The organism is Halopseudomonas sp., from assembly GCF_038130085.1.
In the GTDB taxonomy this organism is placed as follows: Bacteria; Pseudomonadota; Gammaproteobacteria; order Pseudomonadales; family Pseudomonadaceae; genus Halopseudomonas.
In genome coordinates, this window is sequence record NZ_JAYPMU010000006.1 from 164,257 (window position 1) to 178,998 (window position 14,742).

A 14,742-nucleotide genomic window follows, 5' to 3' on the forward strand; every position below is an offset into this window, starting at 1 on the left:
GACGCGCGGTACTTGTCGTTCCCGCCGACAGGGGACAACGTAAGAGGTTGTTTCGCGCTTCCCAAGCTCAGGTATACTTGCCAGCGCATTTTTTCAGGCCAGCCGGCCGTTCTGTCGGCGCCTGCCTGATTCCGTGAGCCTGACCCGGCGTATGTCGAGGTCCGGCGGTCAAATAGAGGAGCCTGTCCGAGCATGGCCGTTATCAAGCAAGACGATCTGATCCAGAGCGTAGCCGATGCGCTGCAATACATTTCCTACTACCACCCCGTGGACTTCATCCAGGCTGTGCACGAAGCCTACGAGCGTGAAGAGTCCAAGGCGGCGAAGGATGCCATTGCGCAGATTCTGATCAACTCCCGCATGTGTGCTACCGGCCACCGTCCGATCTGCCAGGACACCGGTATCGTGACTGTGTTCGTCAAGGTCGGCATGAACGTCAGCTGGGACGGCGCCACCATGAGCCTGGACGACATGATCAACGAAGGCGTGCGCCGCGCCTACAACAACCCGGACAACGTTCTGCGTGCCTCTATCCTGGCCGACCCGGCCGGCAAGCGCACCAACACCAAGGACAACACGCCGGCGGTTATCCACTACCAGATCGTCCCGGGCGACAAGGTAGAAGTCGATGTGGCTGCCAAGGGCGGCGGATCCGAGAACAAGTCCAAGATGGTCATGCTCAACCCGTCCGACTCGATCGTTGACTGGGTCGTCAAGACCGTCCCGACCATGGGCGCTGGCTGGTGCCCGCCGGGCATGCTCGGCATTGGTATCGGTGGTACCGCAGAGAAGGCTGCGGTGATGGCCAAGGAAGCGTTGATGGATCCGATCGACATCCATGAACTGCGCGCCCGTGGCCCGCAGAACCGCGCTGAAGAGCTGCGTCTGGAAATCATGGACAAGGTCAACGCACTGGGTATCGGTGCGCAGGGTCTGGGCGGTCTGACCACCGTGCTGGATATCAAGATCAAGGATTACCCGACCCACGCAGCCAGTCTGCCGGTATGCATGATCCCCAACTGCGCCGCGACCCGACACGCGCACTTCGTGCTCGACGGCAGTGGTCCGGCTGAGCTGAAAGCGCCGCCGATGGACGCCTACCCGGAAATCACCTGGGAAGTGGGCGAGGGCGTGCGCCGCGTTAATCTCGACACCGTTACCCCGGAAGACGTGCTGAGCTGGAAGAGCGGCGAGACCGTGCTGCTGTCCGGCAAGATGCTGACTGGCCGTGACGCTGCGCACAAGCGCATGGTCGACATGCTGAACAAGGGCGAAGAGCTGCCGGTTGATCTCAAAGGCCGCTTCATTTACTACGTTGGCCCGGTTGACCCGGTGCGTGACGAGGTTGTTGGACCGGCTGGCCCGACCACCGCGACCCGCATGGACAAGTTCACTCGTCAGATCCTTGAGGCGACTGGCCTGCTGGGCATGATCGGCAAGTCCGAGCGCGGCCCGATTGCCATTGAAGCGATCAAGGACCACAAGGCGGTCTATCTGATGGCGGTGGGCGGTGCGGCGTATCTGGTTGCCCAGGCGATCAAGAAAGCCGAGGTTATCGCCTTCCCCGAGCTGGGCATGGAAGCGATCTACGAGTTCGACGTGCAGGATATGCCGGTCACCGTTGCGGTCGACAGCACCGGCGAATCCGCGCACATCACCGGCCCGCAGATCTGGCAGAAGAAAATTGCCGAAAGTCTGGCGGTCGAGATCAAGTAAGACTCTCTGTGGTAACCGAAGCCCCGCCTGGTGCGGGGCTTTTTTATGCCTGTGTTCCAAGGCGGCGCGTAAGCCAGTAATCGATGCTCACCCAGCGTCCGGCGCCGGTGAAAAACAGACTCAACAGCATCACGAAGTAGGTGGCCGCGAATTCAATGCCGTTGTTGAGGATGACCAGGCGTCCGCTGCTGGTGAGCCAGTCGTAGTTACCATGCTCTTGGAGCAGCGCACGAGCACGTGTCAGCTTTGCGGCAGATTCCTGAACCCGCTCGTTGGCAAATAGTGAACTCGGATCGGCGATGGCTTGCCAGCCGTGCGGCCAGTGCACGGTAAACAAGGCTACCAGCATGGTGATCATGAGCGGGATGCTGGCCCAGCGAACAGCCAGTCCGGTCAGAAGCAGGATTGCTCCCATCAGCTCGGTCAGTGTCGCCAGCCATGCCATGAGGGCGGGTAGGGGCAAGCCGAGGCCGACATCGAACCAGTCGATGGTCGCATCCATGTGCGCGAGCTTGCGGCTGCCGGCCATCCACATGACGGGCGCGAGGTACAGGCGAATGAGCAGCGGTGCGAAAAAGTCGAGGGTACGGCAGGTATCAAGCGCGTGTTGTGCGCGAAAAAACAGTGTTGGCATGCATCGAGTCCTTTAGCGAGACGGCGCCGAAGGCGCCGAACTGGCTAAAGGACGCGCGATTCCCAGTGGTGTTACACCAGTCGCTCACCGACATGCAGCAGCTTCATCGAGTTGGTGCCGCCGCGGGAGTTGTAGACATCGCCCTTGGTCAGGATCACCCAGTCGCCGGGCTGCACGTGCCCTGCCTGCAGCAGACAGTTCACGGCGGCCTGGTTGATGTCGCTTGGGGCCATTTCTGCGGGATTGAAGCGGATGGCCTGCACGCCGCGCATCAACGATACCCGGCCCAGCGTCTGGCTGTTCGGAGACAGGGCGAAGATCGGCAGATGTGAGCGGATACGCGACATGATCAGCGGGGTATAGCCACTTTCGGTCAGGGTGATGACCGCAGTAACGCCGGGGAAGTGGTTGCCCGCATACATGGCAGCCAGCGCGATGGTTTCATCGCAGCGCTCGAACTCCTGATACAGCCGATGGCCGGAACGCTTGCTGACCGGCTGGCGCTCGGCGCCGCGGCAGACGCGATCCATCGCCGCGACCGCTTCAACCGGGTAGCTGCCGGCGGCAGTTTCGGCGGACAGCATCACCGCGTCGGTGTAATCCAGCGCGGCGTTGGCAACGTCGGAGACTTCGGCGCGGGTCGGCAGCGGGCTGGTAATCATCGACTCCATCATCTGGGTCGCGGTGATCACTGTCTTGTTCTGCTTGCGGGCGCGGCTGATGATGTGTTTCTGAATGCCGACCAGCTCGGCATCACCGATTTCCACACCCAGGTCGCCGCGCGCCACCATGACTGCATCACTGGCCTGAATCAGCCCGTCGAGTGCAACATCGTCGGCAACCGCTTCGGCGCGCTCGATCTTGGCCACCAGCCAGGCGTCGGATTCGGCGTCGCGCAGCAGTTTGCGGGCCAGATCCATATCCGCTGCATCGCGTGGGAACGATACGGCCACGTATTCCATCTGCAGCTCGGCGGCGAGGTTGATGTCGGCGCGGTCCTTGTCGGTCAGAGCCGGCGCAGACAGGCCGCCACCGCGGCGGTTGATACCCTTGTTGTTCGACAGCGGGCCACCGGTGGTGACCTTGCAGCGCACCTCGTCGTGGCCGACGCTTTCTACCAGCAGGACGACGCGGCCGTCGTCGAGCAGCAGCTCATCGCCGGCGCGGCAGTCCTGCACCAGCTCGGGGTAGTCGAGACCGACAATATCGTGGTTGCCGCCATTCAGATCGTGACTGGTCGACAGTCTGAAGTGATCGCCGACGTCTAACTGAATTGGGCCATCGGCAAAGCGTCCGATGCGGATTTTTGGCCCTTGCAGGTCGCCGAGCAGAGCGACATGCTGGCCTTGTTCTGCGGCGATTTCGCGTACCAGCTGCGCACGCTGTCGGTGTTCGTCAGGGCTGCCGTGGGAAAAGTTCAGGCGGGCGACATTCATGCCGGCAGCAATCAGCTCGGCGATTTTTTCGGGGCTACTGCTTGCCGGCCCAAGGGTGGCGACAATCTTCGTACGACGCAGCGACATTCAGGGGTCCTTGTGCGGCTGGGTTGGGGAGCGCACTACAATAGACCATAATGCGGGGTCACGGGTAGGTACAGTGACCAACGAGTCAGGAGAGGCTGGATGCACGCAGTAGTGAGCAGGGTAACCGAGCGACTCAAGGCGCGTAGCGCGCGTTCCAGAGCGGCCTATCTGGCGCAGATGGGCGATGCTCCGGCCGGTCGTCAGGGGCTTTCCTGCGGCAATCTGGCTCACGGTATGGCCGCCTGTCCGGCACAGGACAAGCAACGGCTGACACTGCCTGATGAGGTCAACATCGGTATCGTTACCGCTTACAACGACATGCTCTCGGCGCACCAGCCCTACGAGCGTTACCCTGAATTTCTGCGACATCATTTGCGTCGCCTGGGCGCAACCGGGCAGGTTGCTGGCGGCGTGCCGGCGATGTGTGATGGCGTCACTCAGGGCGAGCCCGGCATGGAGTTGTCGTTGGCCAGCCGTGATGTGATCGCCATGTCGACCGCTGTGGCGCTCTCGCACAACATGTTCAACGCCACGCTGTGTCTCGGCATTTGCGACAAGATCGTTCCGGGCCTGCTGATGGGCGCGCTGCGCTTCGGCCACCTGCCCACCGTGTTCGTGCCTTCCGGCCCGATGTCCAGCGGCCTGCCCAATAGCGAAAAGGCGCGGGTGCGTCAGCTTTATGCTGAAGGCAAGGTGGACCGACAGGCGCTGCTGGCCGCAGAGAGTGCCTCCTATCACGGCCCCGGTACCTGCACCTTTTACGGCACCGCCAATACCAATCAGATGCTGCTCGAGGCGATGGGCCTGCAGCTGCCGGGTGCGTCCTTTGTCGCCCCAGATGGCGAGTTGCGCGATGTGCTGACGCGTGAGGCAGCGGCCGCAGCAGTAAAACTGGCGCGGGATGGGCGAGGGCGGCTGGCTGATGTGCTGGATGAACGCGCGCTGATCAACGCGGTGGTTATGCTGCTGGCAACCGGTGGCTCGACCAATTTGACGCTGCATCTGGTGGCCATCGGGCAGGCCGCAGGCCTGCAACTCGACTGGGATGACATGGCAGAGTTGTCGCATGTGGTGCCGACTTTGGCGCATATCTACCCTAGCGGCAAGGCCGATATCAATCAGTTTCAGGCGGCCGGCGGCACCGCTTTCCTGTTTCGCCAGTTGCTCGATGCAGGGCTGCTGCATGCGGATGTGCAGACGGTCGCGGGCGAGGGTCTTGAGTGTTACACGCGTGAGCCGGTGCTGGAGGACGGCGAACTGATCTGGCGTGAAGGGGTTGCTGCCAGTCTGGATGAGCAGGTGTTGCGCGGAACCGCTGAGCCGTTCGCGGCCGACGGTGGGCTGCGGGTCATCGCCGGCACCTTGGGTCGTGGTGTGGTTAAGGTGTCGGCAGTGGCGGCGGAGCATCGTCAGGTTACGGCTGGCTGTCGCGTGTTCGATAGCCAAGCTGATTTTGTCCACGCCTTCGAGGCCGGCGAGTTAACTGGCGACCTGATCGCAGTCGTGCGCTTCCAGGGGCCGGCAGCCAACGGGATGCCCGAGCTGCACCGGCTGATGCCGTACCTCGGCGTCATGCAGGATCGCGGGCAGCGGGTGGCGCTGGTCACCGACGGACGTCTGTCTGGTGCCTCCGGCAAGGTGCCTGCGGCTATTCATCTGTGCCCGGAGGCCTTGCACGGCGGTCCGATAGCGCGTCTGCGCGATGGTGATGTACTGCGGCTCGATGCCGACGCGGGCACCCTTGAAATTGAGGTACCTGTGGCCGAGTGGCAAGCGCGCTCAGCTGCCTCCGCGCCGGAGGCGGTGCGCCGTGGCTGGGGGCGAGAGCTGTTTGCCTTTATGCGCGCCGAGGCCAGTGCAGCAGATCAGGGCGGCAGTGTCTTTACTGCCAGTCTGCGAGAGGCGGATCAGTAATGCTGGATATGGACGCGCGGCTGGCCGAGCAGGGCGTCACGCTGAAGCGTTCTGCCGACGCCCTGCAGCAGGCCGATACGCTGGCCGCAGCGGTCGTCGAGCGGCTGCGAGCGGCCATCAATGAGCGGGGGCAGGCGCGCCTGGCGCTGTCCGGCGGACGCAGTCCTGTTCCGTTCCTCCAAGTGCTGGCACGGCATGTTCTTGAATGGGAACGTGTGCACGTGACCCTGGTCGACGAGCGCTGGGTGCCCGAGCAGGATCCGCAGAGCAACGCCGGATTGCTGCGCCGCCATTTGGCGTCCGTATTTGAACGTGTGCACTGGCTGCCGCTCTATCTCGGTGGGTCACCACAGGCTGATGCAGCGCAGGCCAGTGAGGCGCTGACCGACTGGCTGCCATTGGATGTGGTAGTGCTCGGCATGGGGGCGGATGGCCATACCGCGTCGCTGTTTCCTGGAGCAGCAGGGCTGATGGAGTGGTTGTCGCGTGATTGCAGACATGGCTGTGTTGCCACTCAAGCGCCCGACGGCTCGCCGAGGTTGACCATGACCGGCCGTGCGTTACACTCCGCTCGGTACCGGCTGCTGGCGATCAGCGGCGAAGCCAAGTTGCAGACCCTCAAGGCTGCAATCGAGGCGCAGCAACCGGGCGCCTGGCCAATTGCGGCTTTTGTAGATGCACCGATGGATATTTACTACTGCCCGGAAGATGGTCGGCCCAATGACGTCACTGACTGAAAAAACGCAAATGCTGGACGACCTGTTCAGCCAATCCCGCCTGCTGCCGCTGCTTAACATTGAGCGGCTGGAAGATGTGCTGCCGTTGGCCGATGCGCTGGCCGAAGGTGGTGTGACCACGCTGGAAATCACCTTGCGTACTGCGCTGGGTATCGATGCGATCGCGCTGCTGCGCGCTGAGCGTCCAGCGCTGACGGTCGGTGCCGGTACGGTGCTGGGTGCGGATCAGTTCGCGGCGGTGTTGGCGGCTGGGGCGCAGTTTGTGGTGACCCCGGGCTGCACTGACGAACTACTGCAGTGTGGTATCGACGGTCCGGTGCCATTGCTGCCGGGGATCGCTACGGCATCGGAGTTGATGGTCGGCTATCGGCTTGGCTATCGCCGCTTCAAACTCTTTCCCGCGCATATTCTTGGCGGGGCTGGCCTGCTCAAGGCCTTTTCCGGGCCGTTCAAGGATGTGCGCTTTTGCCCGACGGGCGGCGTCTCGCAGGATAACCTGGCCGCCTATCTGGCGTTATCCAATGTCATGGCGGTGGGCGGAAGTTGGGTGGCGCCGCCGGATTTGATCGCCCGGTCACGCTGGGCAGAGATCACGTCTCTCGCCCGTGCGGCAGGGCAGGTCGGCAGCGCCTGAGGCAGCTGCCGCAACCGGGTCAGGGCTTGCTCGGGTCGACGAAGCCGTCCGGCTTGATCACCAAAACGTCGCACGGCACCGAGTCGAGCAGGCGCTCTGCGGTGTGACCGATCAGGGCGCTGTCCAGCCGTGAGCGTGACACCGCACCCATGATCAGCAGGTCGACCTTTTCTTTCTCCAGAAACTCGGGCAGTGCCTCTTCCGGGTCGCCGTCGAGCAGATGGGACTCCGCGCTTTCCGACGCCGAGCGGCCCAGCAGCTGGCTGAACGCGGTGGCGTGGTGCTGCTTAACATCGTTGGCGTAGCCTTCGTAGTCGGCGATCACGCTGGCATCAAACACCATGGTGCGGGGTAACGGTGTGTAGCAGTGCACCAGGTCCAGCTTGGCGGTGAGTGTTTTGCTCAGGCTGGTCGCCGCTGCGATCAGCTTGTGATCCAGTGCGGCCGGTTTGTCGGCACTGTGCAGCGGATCGACGCTGGCACATAGGCGGTCGATGGCCTTGTCGCCGTGCTTAACTAGCCAGAGCGGTACTTCGCAGTGGCGGATCAACTGCCAGTCGGCGCTGCTGAGCAGCAGGCGTTTGAGCACGTTGTGATGGTGAGTGGCCTTGACCACCAGATCAGGCTTGCGCTCGGCGACTTCGCGCAACACATGGCGATCCAGGCGCTTGCCCCAGACAGCGGTGACGTCGACGCTGATGCCTTTGGCGCGCAGCGGTGCTGCGAGTGCTTCAAGGTGTTCGCGATGGTGTCCGAGCAGTGACTCGCGGGCTTTCTCCAGTGCCGCAGACTCAAACAGCAGGCCGCCGTCCAGCGCCGGAATATAGTCACAAATCATCAAGCTGAGGCGTGCCCCGGGGAAGCGCTCGGCCAGGTTGACGGCGCGATCGAGCGCGGGTTGCTGTTGTTCGCTGGTGGGGTCGATTACGACCAGCAGGTGTTTGATATCCATGCAGCTGACTCCTGTTATCCAAGTGACACCGTATACGCTCAGAATACTCAGCCTAGAGCATGGAGTGGGGATTTACACTGACCTGTATCAAGCGGTGATGGGGTGAAGATTTGGCTGGTGATGCCGATACAAAGCCATCGTCCGGAGGTAAACATGAACAGATATTGGTTGCCGTTGGTTGCTTTGGTGCTGCTGAGTGGCTGCTCAAGCGGGTACAAGAAGCACCTCGACAGGGCCTATGACGCCTATGCGCAAGGCGAGTGTGCGAGTGTGATTGCCGAGCTATCGCGCACCGAACGGTTGATTCGCTCCCGTCCTTATTTACAGCCTGAGATTTCGTTGTTGCGAGGCCAGTGCCTGGAGCGGCAGGGGTTCTATCTGGATGCAATCCAGATTTACCGCTTTATGCTCGACAGTTACCCCAAAAGTGAATACAGCTACCGCGCTGCGGCACGGCTCGAAACCTTGCGCCAACTGGGGCATTACGATCCGGCGCGCCCTGTTCCTCCGGTCGCAGAGTAACGTCGTGATGTGCGCACAAGGTTGGCGAGGTAGTGGCAGTCCGCTATTCTGAAAAGATCCATCTGCGCAGGGACAGGCGATGACTCACCTCAAACTGGTGACGGCCGCATTGCTGCTATGCAGTCTCAATGCACACGCTCAGATCTACCGTTGGGTGGATGCTGACGGGCAGGTGCATTTTGAGCAGCGACCGCAGCCGGGCTCAGAGGAAGTCGAGGTGCGTCCGCAGGTTGTGGAGCGTGACGAGCGTGTGCGTCAGAGCGAAGCGACCATGCAGCGCTTGATGGACATACGGGATCAGGAGCGGCAGCAACAGCGTGATCTGATGGTCCAGCATCGACAGGACCGCGAGGCACGTTGTCAGGACATGCGACAGCGACTCGCGATGTTTGAAGCGCGCGCTTACTGGTACGAAGAGGATGCCGACGGTAACAGGGTTGAGGTATCCAAAGCACGGCTGGCGGAGGCTGAGTCCTCGCTGCGGCAACGGATCGCGGAGCAGTGCTGACATGCAAGTTATTCCAGGTTCCAACCAAGGGCCTTCGATTGAGCAGCGGCGTATCCCGCGGCATCATCTGAGTGCCTACCTATGTGTCTACAACAGCCGAACCGGGCGACCGATGGGCTACATCGGCAATATTTCCCGCGAAGGCATCATGGTGATTTGCGCGCTTCCGGTCATGCTTGACCAGGAGTACGAACTGGAGCTGCAGCTCCCTGATCTGGATGACCCGCTTGGTGCCCAGCGGCTGGCGTTTCGTGCTCGCAGTCACTGGTGTCGAGCAGACGTGACCCCCAGCCACTTCGACTGCGGCTTCAGCGTGATCACCAACCGTGAGGCCTTTGCCGGGCTGGCGCATGCATTGCAGCGCTATTTCCGCTTTGATCAATTGTCGGATGCCTGACGCCAGTCATTGCGGTAACCTGCCCCTTTGACCGTGGTGAGGGGCGCATGAGCAAGAGCTTTTTCTGGTACGACTTCGAGTCAACCGGTATCGATCCCAGACGGGACCGTCCGGTTCAGGTTGCCGGTGTGCGCACCAACGAAGCGCTGGAAGAAATCGGCGAGCCACTGTGTATCGACGCGCGCCTGCCGCCGGACGTGCTGCCTCATCCGCAGGCTTGCCTGGTCACTGGTATCAGCCCGCAGCGGCTGGAGCAGGGACTGGGTGAGGCTGAGTTCATGCATCAACTGCACGAGCAGATGATTCAACCTGGCACCTGTTCGGTTGGCTACAACAGCCTGCGTTTTGATGACGAGATGACCCGTTTCTCGTTGTATCGCAATTTCTACGACCCCTACGCGCGCGAGTGGCAGGGCGGCAACAGTCGCTGGGATCTGCTCGACGGCTTGCGCGCCGCTCATGCGTTGCGCCCGGAAGGGATAGAGTGGCCTCAGGTTGAGGGTTTTACCAGTCTGAGACTTGAACTGTTGACTGCCGCTAATAGCATAGATCATGGACAGGCGCACGACGCACTGGCTGATGTGCGGGCGACCATCGCCATGGCACGCCTTTTCAGGCAGGCGCAGCCGCGGCTGTATGACTATTTGCTTGGGCTGCGCGATAAGCGCCGAGCAGCAGAGTTCATTGATCTGCAGCGGGTACGTCCGCTGGTGCACGTTTCCGGTCGCTTTGGGCGGGAGCGTAGTGGCCTTGCATTGGTTCTGCCGCTGGGCTGGCACCCGGTTAACCGCAATGCGGTGATTGTCTATGACCTCGCTGCAGACCCTGCGGTCTTGACTGACCAGACACCCGAGCAGGTGCGGCAGTTTCTCTATACGCGAACTGAGGACTTGCCTGAAGGACAGGCGCGTCCGGGGCTCAAGCTGGTGCATTTGAACAAGTGCCCGGTGCTGGCAGATATCAAGGTGCTGCAACCGACCGATATCGAGCGTTTGCAGCTGGATATGCCGACGCTGCTGGCGCGCGCCGAGCTGCTGGCTGGGTGGCGCGAGAGCGGGCAAGGGGCTCTTGCCGAAATTTATACTGATCAGCCTGTTCAGCAGAGCCAGGATCAGGACGCCGAGCTGCAGTTATACGATGGCTTCCTATCTGACTCGGATCGCCGTTTGCTACCGGCAATCCGTGAGGCTGACGGAGCTGCGTTGGGCAGCATGCGCTGGCCGCTGCGCGATCAGCGTCTGGTCGATATGCTGTTTCGCTATCGGGCGCGCAATTTCCCCGACACGCTGTCGCCGGATGAGCAGCAGCAATGGGCTGGCTATTGTCGAGCTCGGTTGGCGGGTGAGCAGGGTGGTGCGCCGGTTACACTGGCCGAGTTTATGGCGAGTATCGAGGCGTTGTTGCCCGAACTCTCGGTTGATCAGCAGCAACTGTTGCTCAGTTGGCGCGACTACGGCGGGAAATTGGCCGCTCAGCTCGGGTTGTAAAAGACAGATATAAAAAAACCGATGCCAAGCATCGGTTTTTTTTGGAGAGAAATCTTAGCCCAGGATAGTAACCCAAGACTCGACGGTATCGCCGCCGTATTGTTCTTTCCAGGCTTTAAGGGTTTTGTGGTTGCCACCCTTGGTTTCAATTACTTCACCGGTGTGCGGGTTTTTGTACTGCTTGACCTTGCGAGCACGCTTGCTGCCAGTTGCAGCAGCCTTGCCTTTACCTGCGCCCAGTTTGTTGTCCGGGTCGAGGATGGCAGTGATGTCTTTCAGGGACTTGTTGTACTGTCCCATCAGGCTACGCAGTTTTTCTTCGAACTCGATTTCTTTTTTCAGCTTGTCGTCGTTGGACAGAGAGGTTAGACGATCTTTGAGTTCGCGAATCTGTTCTTCGATATGACGGTATTCTTGCAGCATTGACATATAAATTTATCCTTGCTGGGAGTTGGGATAATCAGGACCGTTGAATAATAGTTTAAGAGCAAAAAACGTACAACAAGTTATCTTGGGTAACTAAGCAACAAAGCATGCTATTTGGCACGCTATGCAATATTTACCGGCAGAACTGACTAACTTTGTGCTGCTATCAGGACGGATATTGAAGCTCTGTGCGCAGGGTGACGCCTGGTTGACATAATCCTTCGCACTGCTGGTCTGTTTGTGGCTGCGCGGTCATGGCGCAGCGGGTAAAATGCCGCAGCCCGCAACCACTGAGCCAGTGGTCATTCAGGCGAGCAGAGTTGCTTATATACAGGAGAGAAGATGCGTACTTTCAGGCTGGTAATCGCGTGCCCCGACCGTGTCGGGATTGTTGCCAAGGTAAGTAATGTTCTGGCGACCTACAACGGTTGGATTACCGAAGCCAATCATCACTCGGATAACCTCTCCGGCTGGTTCTTCATGCGCCACGAAATTCGTGCCGACTCGCTGCCGTTTGATCTTGAAGGATTGCGTACGGCCTTCGCACCTATTGGTGAAGAGTTTCAAATGGATTGGCGGGTGAGTGATTCAGCTGTACGCAAGAAAGTGGTGCTGATGGCAAGTCGCGAGTCTCATTGTCTTGCCGACTTGTTGCACCGCTGGCACAGCGGTGAACTGGATTGTGATATTACCAGCGTGATTTCCAATCATGATGATCTTCGCAGCATGGTGGAATGGCATGGTATTCCCTTCCATCACGTCCCGGTTGATCCGAAGGATAAGGAACCGGCCTTTGCGGACGTTACTCGGCTGGTAGAAGAACAGCAGGCCGAGTGCATTGTACTGGCGCGCTATATGCAGATTCTGCCGCCGCAACTGTGCGAACGTTATGCCCACAAGATCATCAATATTCATCACAGCTTCTTGCCCTCGTTCGTCGGCGCCCGCCCGTATCACCAGGCCGCCCAGCGCGGGGTAAAGCTGATTGGTGCTACCTGTCACTACGTCACTGAAGAGCTTGATGCTGGCCCGATTATCGAGCAGGACGTCGTTCGCATTACCCACCGAAACAACGCCGAGGACATGGTGCGTCTGGGTAAGGATGTGGAGAAGATGGTGCTGTCGCGTGGCTTGCGTTATCACTTGGAAGATCGTGTGCTTGTTCACGACAACAAGACCGTGGTGTTCAGCTAAGCTGTAAAGGAGAAACCCGAGCAGGAGGCTGTATGCTGAAATCTGTAAAAGTGCGCGACTACATGACCACGGATCTGGTCACCTTTACCCCGGACATGGATTTGTTCCGAGCTATAGATAAGTTGTTGACGCACCGCATTTCGGGTGCGCCGGTGCTGGATGAAAACGGCTATCTGATCGGGTTGCTGTCGGAAGGCGATTGCCTCAAGGGCATTCTGGCCGGCAGCTATTTTGAGGAGGCAGGTGGCTCGGTCGCCTCGGTGATGACCACGGTGGTAGAGACCATTGATGCGGATGCCGATATCGTCAAAGCTGCCGAGCACTTCATTAGTCAGCGACGCAGGCGCTTGCCTGTTGTCGACGATGGGCAGCTGGTTGGTCAGATTAGTAGGCGTGACATTCTGCGTGCCATGCAGACCTACAATGAGCATGCGGCACCAAAGTGAAGGATGACGAGGATGAGACCGCATTCAGCCCTCTGGATGCGGGATCAGCGGGTCTTCCGGCGACGCGCGGAGAGGGCTGTCTCGCCCGGTTCGACCCTGATGAGCTGACTGATGATATGGGCGTGGACTTCAGTGACTCTGCGTCTTTTGTGCAGCCGGAGCAGAGTTCGCCTTAGCTGGTAGTCGGCTCTGTCGAGTGGCATAGTGTCATCATTCGGCAGGACGCTTCGCAGCTGGTTTGACGTTGGCTGACTCGCAGTACGCTCAGCAGGGAATGCGTCCATATTGTTTATTGGGGGTCGCAGTTGACCACGCTGAAGAAAATTCCTACCCAGTCCTTGCGCGTTGGCATGTATGTCGACAAGTTTTGTGGTTCCTGGCTGCAGCATCCGTTCTGGAGCAAGAAGGTGCTGGTTGAGGACACCAAAACGCTCAATACCATTCTGCAAAGCTCGGTTGCAGAAGTAATCATCGATGTCAGCAAAGGGCTCGATGTCGAAGCAGCAGCGCAGTCTGATGTTCAGGCGTCTGTGGAGGCCCCCTCCGAAGTCGAGATCGCTATGGCCGAGGTTGAGGCTGCGAGCGCGTCAGCTTCCGCGCCGAGCGATAGGGTGATCAGGGCCTCGATGGCCGATGAAGTGCGGCGTGCCCAGCAGATCTTTCGCAAGGGCAAGCAGGCGGTCAAGGATATTTTCAAGGACGTGCGTCTGGGCAAGGCCGTCGAAACCGAGGGGCTGCAGCACCTGGTCAATGAAATGAACCTCTCGCTCAGCCGCAATCCGCAGGCGCTGATCAGCGTCGCGCGCATCAAGTCCAAAGATGAATATACCTACCTGCACTCGGTGGCTGTGGCGGCTTTGATGGTCGGCATGGCACGGCTGTGTGATATGTCTGAAGAGCAGGTGCTGGAGGCCGGCATGGCCGGACTGCTGCATGACATGGGGAAGGCGGTCATGCCGGAGGCGGTGCTTAACAAACCGGGCAAGCTGACGGATGCAGAGTTCGCCATCATGCGTTCGCATCCGGTCGAGGGGCACAAGTTGCTGCTGGACTGGGACGGGGTACCGGAGGCGGTACTGGACGTCTGTCTGCACCACCATGAAAAGATGGACGGCACCGGCTATCCAGAACGGCTGGGCGGCGAGGGCATTTCCCAGCTGGCGCGGATGGGGGCAATCTGTGATGTGTATGACGCTATCACCTCAAACCGTCCCTACAAGGCAGGATGGGATCCGGCCGAATCCCTGAGTCGCATGGCCAGTTGGCAGGGCCATTTTGATCCGGTGTTGTTCAAGCTGTTCGTTCGCATGCTGGGCATTTATCCGGTTGGCTCGTTGGTCCGCCTGCAGTCTGAGCGTCTGGGTGTGGTGATCGAGCAGAGTGGCAATTCCTTGCTCACGCCCAAGGTGAGTGTGTTCTACTCTGCGCGCCTGAAGCAGGCACTGCCAATCACCGTCATTGATTTGGCCGATGAACAGGAAACATACCGGATCATCAGCCGGGAAAGCCCGGAAGATTGGCCATTCAAGCATCTGGATCAACTTTGGTTACCCAACTAAAGCGATAGCGAGCATAAAAAAAACCGCCCAATGGGCGGTTCAGACTGCTGACGAACCCCGCATTTTCGCGGGGTTTCGTTTTTCTGGGACGCT

At 60.0% G+C, this 14,742-nt stretch carries 15 protein-coding genes; 11 read left to right on the forward strand and 4 right to left on the reverse strand.

Going from position 1 to position 14,742, the window contains the following annotated elements:
• Positions 1-192 precede the first annotated feature (192 nt).
• A complete protein-coding gene (locus tag AAFM31_RS06965) occupies positions 193-1,716 on the forward strand; it encodes a fumarate hydratase (RefSeq protein ID WP_341707176.1) in 1,524 nt (507 codons plus the stop codon).
• Between the two features lie 43 nt (positions 1,717-1,759).
• Here AAFM31_RS06965 and AAFM31_RS06970 read toward each other — a convergent pair whose 3' ends face one another.
• Entirely contained in the window at positions 1,760-2,350 is a 591-nt protein-coding gene (locus AAFM31_RS06970) for a DoxX family protein (protein ID WP_341707177.1), read from the reverse strand.
• A 71-nt stretch (positions 2,351-2,421) separates the two neighbouring features.
• The gene (gene pyk / locus AAFM31_RS06975) at positions 2,422-3,873 is read right to left on the reverse strand and encodes a pyruvate kinase (protein ID WP_341707178.1); all 1,452 of its coding nucleotides are present in this window, start codon (positions 3,871-3,873) and stop codon (positions 2,422-2,424) included.
• 99 nt (positions 3,874-3,972) lie between these two features.
• Here pyk and edd point away from each other — a divergent pair, with 99 nt between their 5' ends.
• Genes edd through AAFM31_RS06990 form a run of 3 tightly spaced genes read left to right on the forward strand, consistent with a single transcriptional unit; the run spans position 3,973 to position 7,158 of the window.
• Positions 3,973-5,787 carry a phosphogluconate dehydratase gene (gene edd / locus AAFM31_RS06980; protein ID WP_341707179.1) on the forward strand — a complete coding sequence of 605 codons (1,815 nt, stop codon included), beginning with the start codon at positions 3,973-3,975 and terminating at the stop codon, positions 5,785-5,787.
• On the forward strand, positions 5,787-6,524 hold the full coding sequence (pgl, locus tag AAFM31_RS06985; protein WP_341707180.1) for a 6-phosphogluconolactonase: 738 nt from the start codon (positions 5,787-5,789) through the stop codon (positions 6,522-6,524). Before edd ends, pgl begins: the two co-directional genes overlap by 1 nt.
• A complete protein-coding gene (locus AAFM31_RS06990) occupies positions 6,508-7,158 on the forward strand; it encodes a bifunctional 4-hydroxy-2-oxoglutarate aldolase/2-dehydro-3-deoxy-phosphogluconate aldolase (RefSeq protein WP_341707181.1) in 651 nt (216 codons plus the stop codon). The genes pgl and AAFM31_RS06990 overlap by 17 nt, the downstream gene beginning before the upstream one ends.
• Positions 7,159-7,177: 19 nt before the next feature.
• Here AAFM31_RS06990 and AAFM31_RS06995 read toward each other — a convergent pair whose 3' ends face one another.
• Positions 7,178-8,110, reverse strand: coding sequence for a universal stress protein (locus tag AAFM31_RS06995; protein WP_341707182.1), 933 nt, complete (start codon positions 8,108-8,110; stop codon positions 7,178-7,180).
• A gap of 153 nt (positions 8,111-8,263) precedes the next feature.
• Here AAFM31_RS06995 and AAFM31_RS07000 point away from each other — a divergent pair, with 153 nt between their 5' ends.
• The 4 genes from AAFM31_RS07000 to sbcB all read left to right on the forward strand — a co-directional run bounded on the left by AAFM31_RS07000 (position 8,264) and on the right by sbcB (position 11,024).
• Positions 8,264-8,632, forward strand: coding sequence for a tetratricopeptide repeat protein (locus AAFM31_RS07000; RefSeq protein ID WP_341707183.1), 369 nt, complete (start codon positions 8,264-8,266; stop codon positions 8,630-8,632).
• Between the two features lie 79 nt (positions 8,633-8,711).
• Positions 8,712-9,140, forward strand: a complete 429-nt coding sequence (locus AAFM31_RS07005) for a DUF4124 domain-containing protein (RefSeq protein ID WP_341707184.1) — start codon at positions 8,712-8,714, stop codon at positions 9,138-9,140.
• A 1-nt stretch (position 9,141) separates the two neighbouring features.
• Positions 9,142-9,537: a PilZ domain-containing protein gene (locus tag AAFM31_RS07010; RefSeq protein ID WP_341707185.1), complete on the forward strand. Its 396-nt coding sequence runs from the start codon at positions 9,142-9,144 to the stop codon at positions 9,535-9,537.
• Between the two features lie 47 nt (positions 9,538-9,584).
• Positions 9,585-11,024, forward strand: coding sequence for an exodeoxyribonuclease I (gene sbcB, locus AAFM31_RS07015; protein WP_341707186.1), 1,440 nt, complete (start codon positions 9,585-9,587; stop codon positions 11,022-11,024).
• 54 nt (positions 11,025-11,078) lie between these two features.
• Here sbcB and mvaT read toward each other — a convergent pair whose 3' ends face one another.
• Positions 11,079-11,453, reverse strand: coding sequence for a histone-like nucleoid-structuring protein MvaT (gene mvaT, locus AAFM31_RS07020; protein ID WP_341707187.1), 375 nt, complete (start codon positions 11,451-11,453; stop codon positions 11,079-11,081).
• Positions 11,454-11,792: 339 nt separating this feature from the next.
• On the opposite strand from mvaT, the gene purU reads away from it, so the two are divergent.
• From purU to AAFM31_RS07035, 3 genes are all read left to right on the forward strand, one after another.
• Positions 11,793-12,644 carry a formyltetrahydrofolate deformylase gene (purU, locus tag AAFM31_RS07025; RefSeq protein ID WP_341707188.1) on the forward strand — a complete coding sequence of 284 codons (852 nt, stop codon included), beginning with the start codon at positions 11,793-11,795 and terminating at the stop codon, positions 12,642-12,644.
• A 32-nt stretch (positions 12,645-12,676) separates the two neighbouring features.
• The gene (locus AAFM31_RS07030) at positions 12,677-13,090 is read left to right on the forward strand and encodes a CBS domain-containing protein (protein ID WP_341707189.1); all 414 of its coding nucleotides are present in this window, start codon (positions 12,677-12,679) and stop codon (positions 13,088-13,090) included.
• Positions 13,091-13,395: 305 nt separating this feature from the next.
• Entirely contained in the window at positions 13,396-14,649 is a 1,254-nt protein-coding gene (locus AAFM31_RS07035) for an HD-GYP domain-containing protein (RefSeq protein ID WP_341707190.1), read from the forward strand.
• Positions 14,650-14,742: the final 93 nt, after the last annotated feature.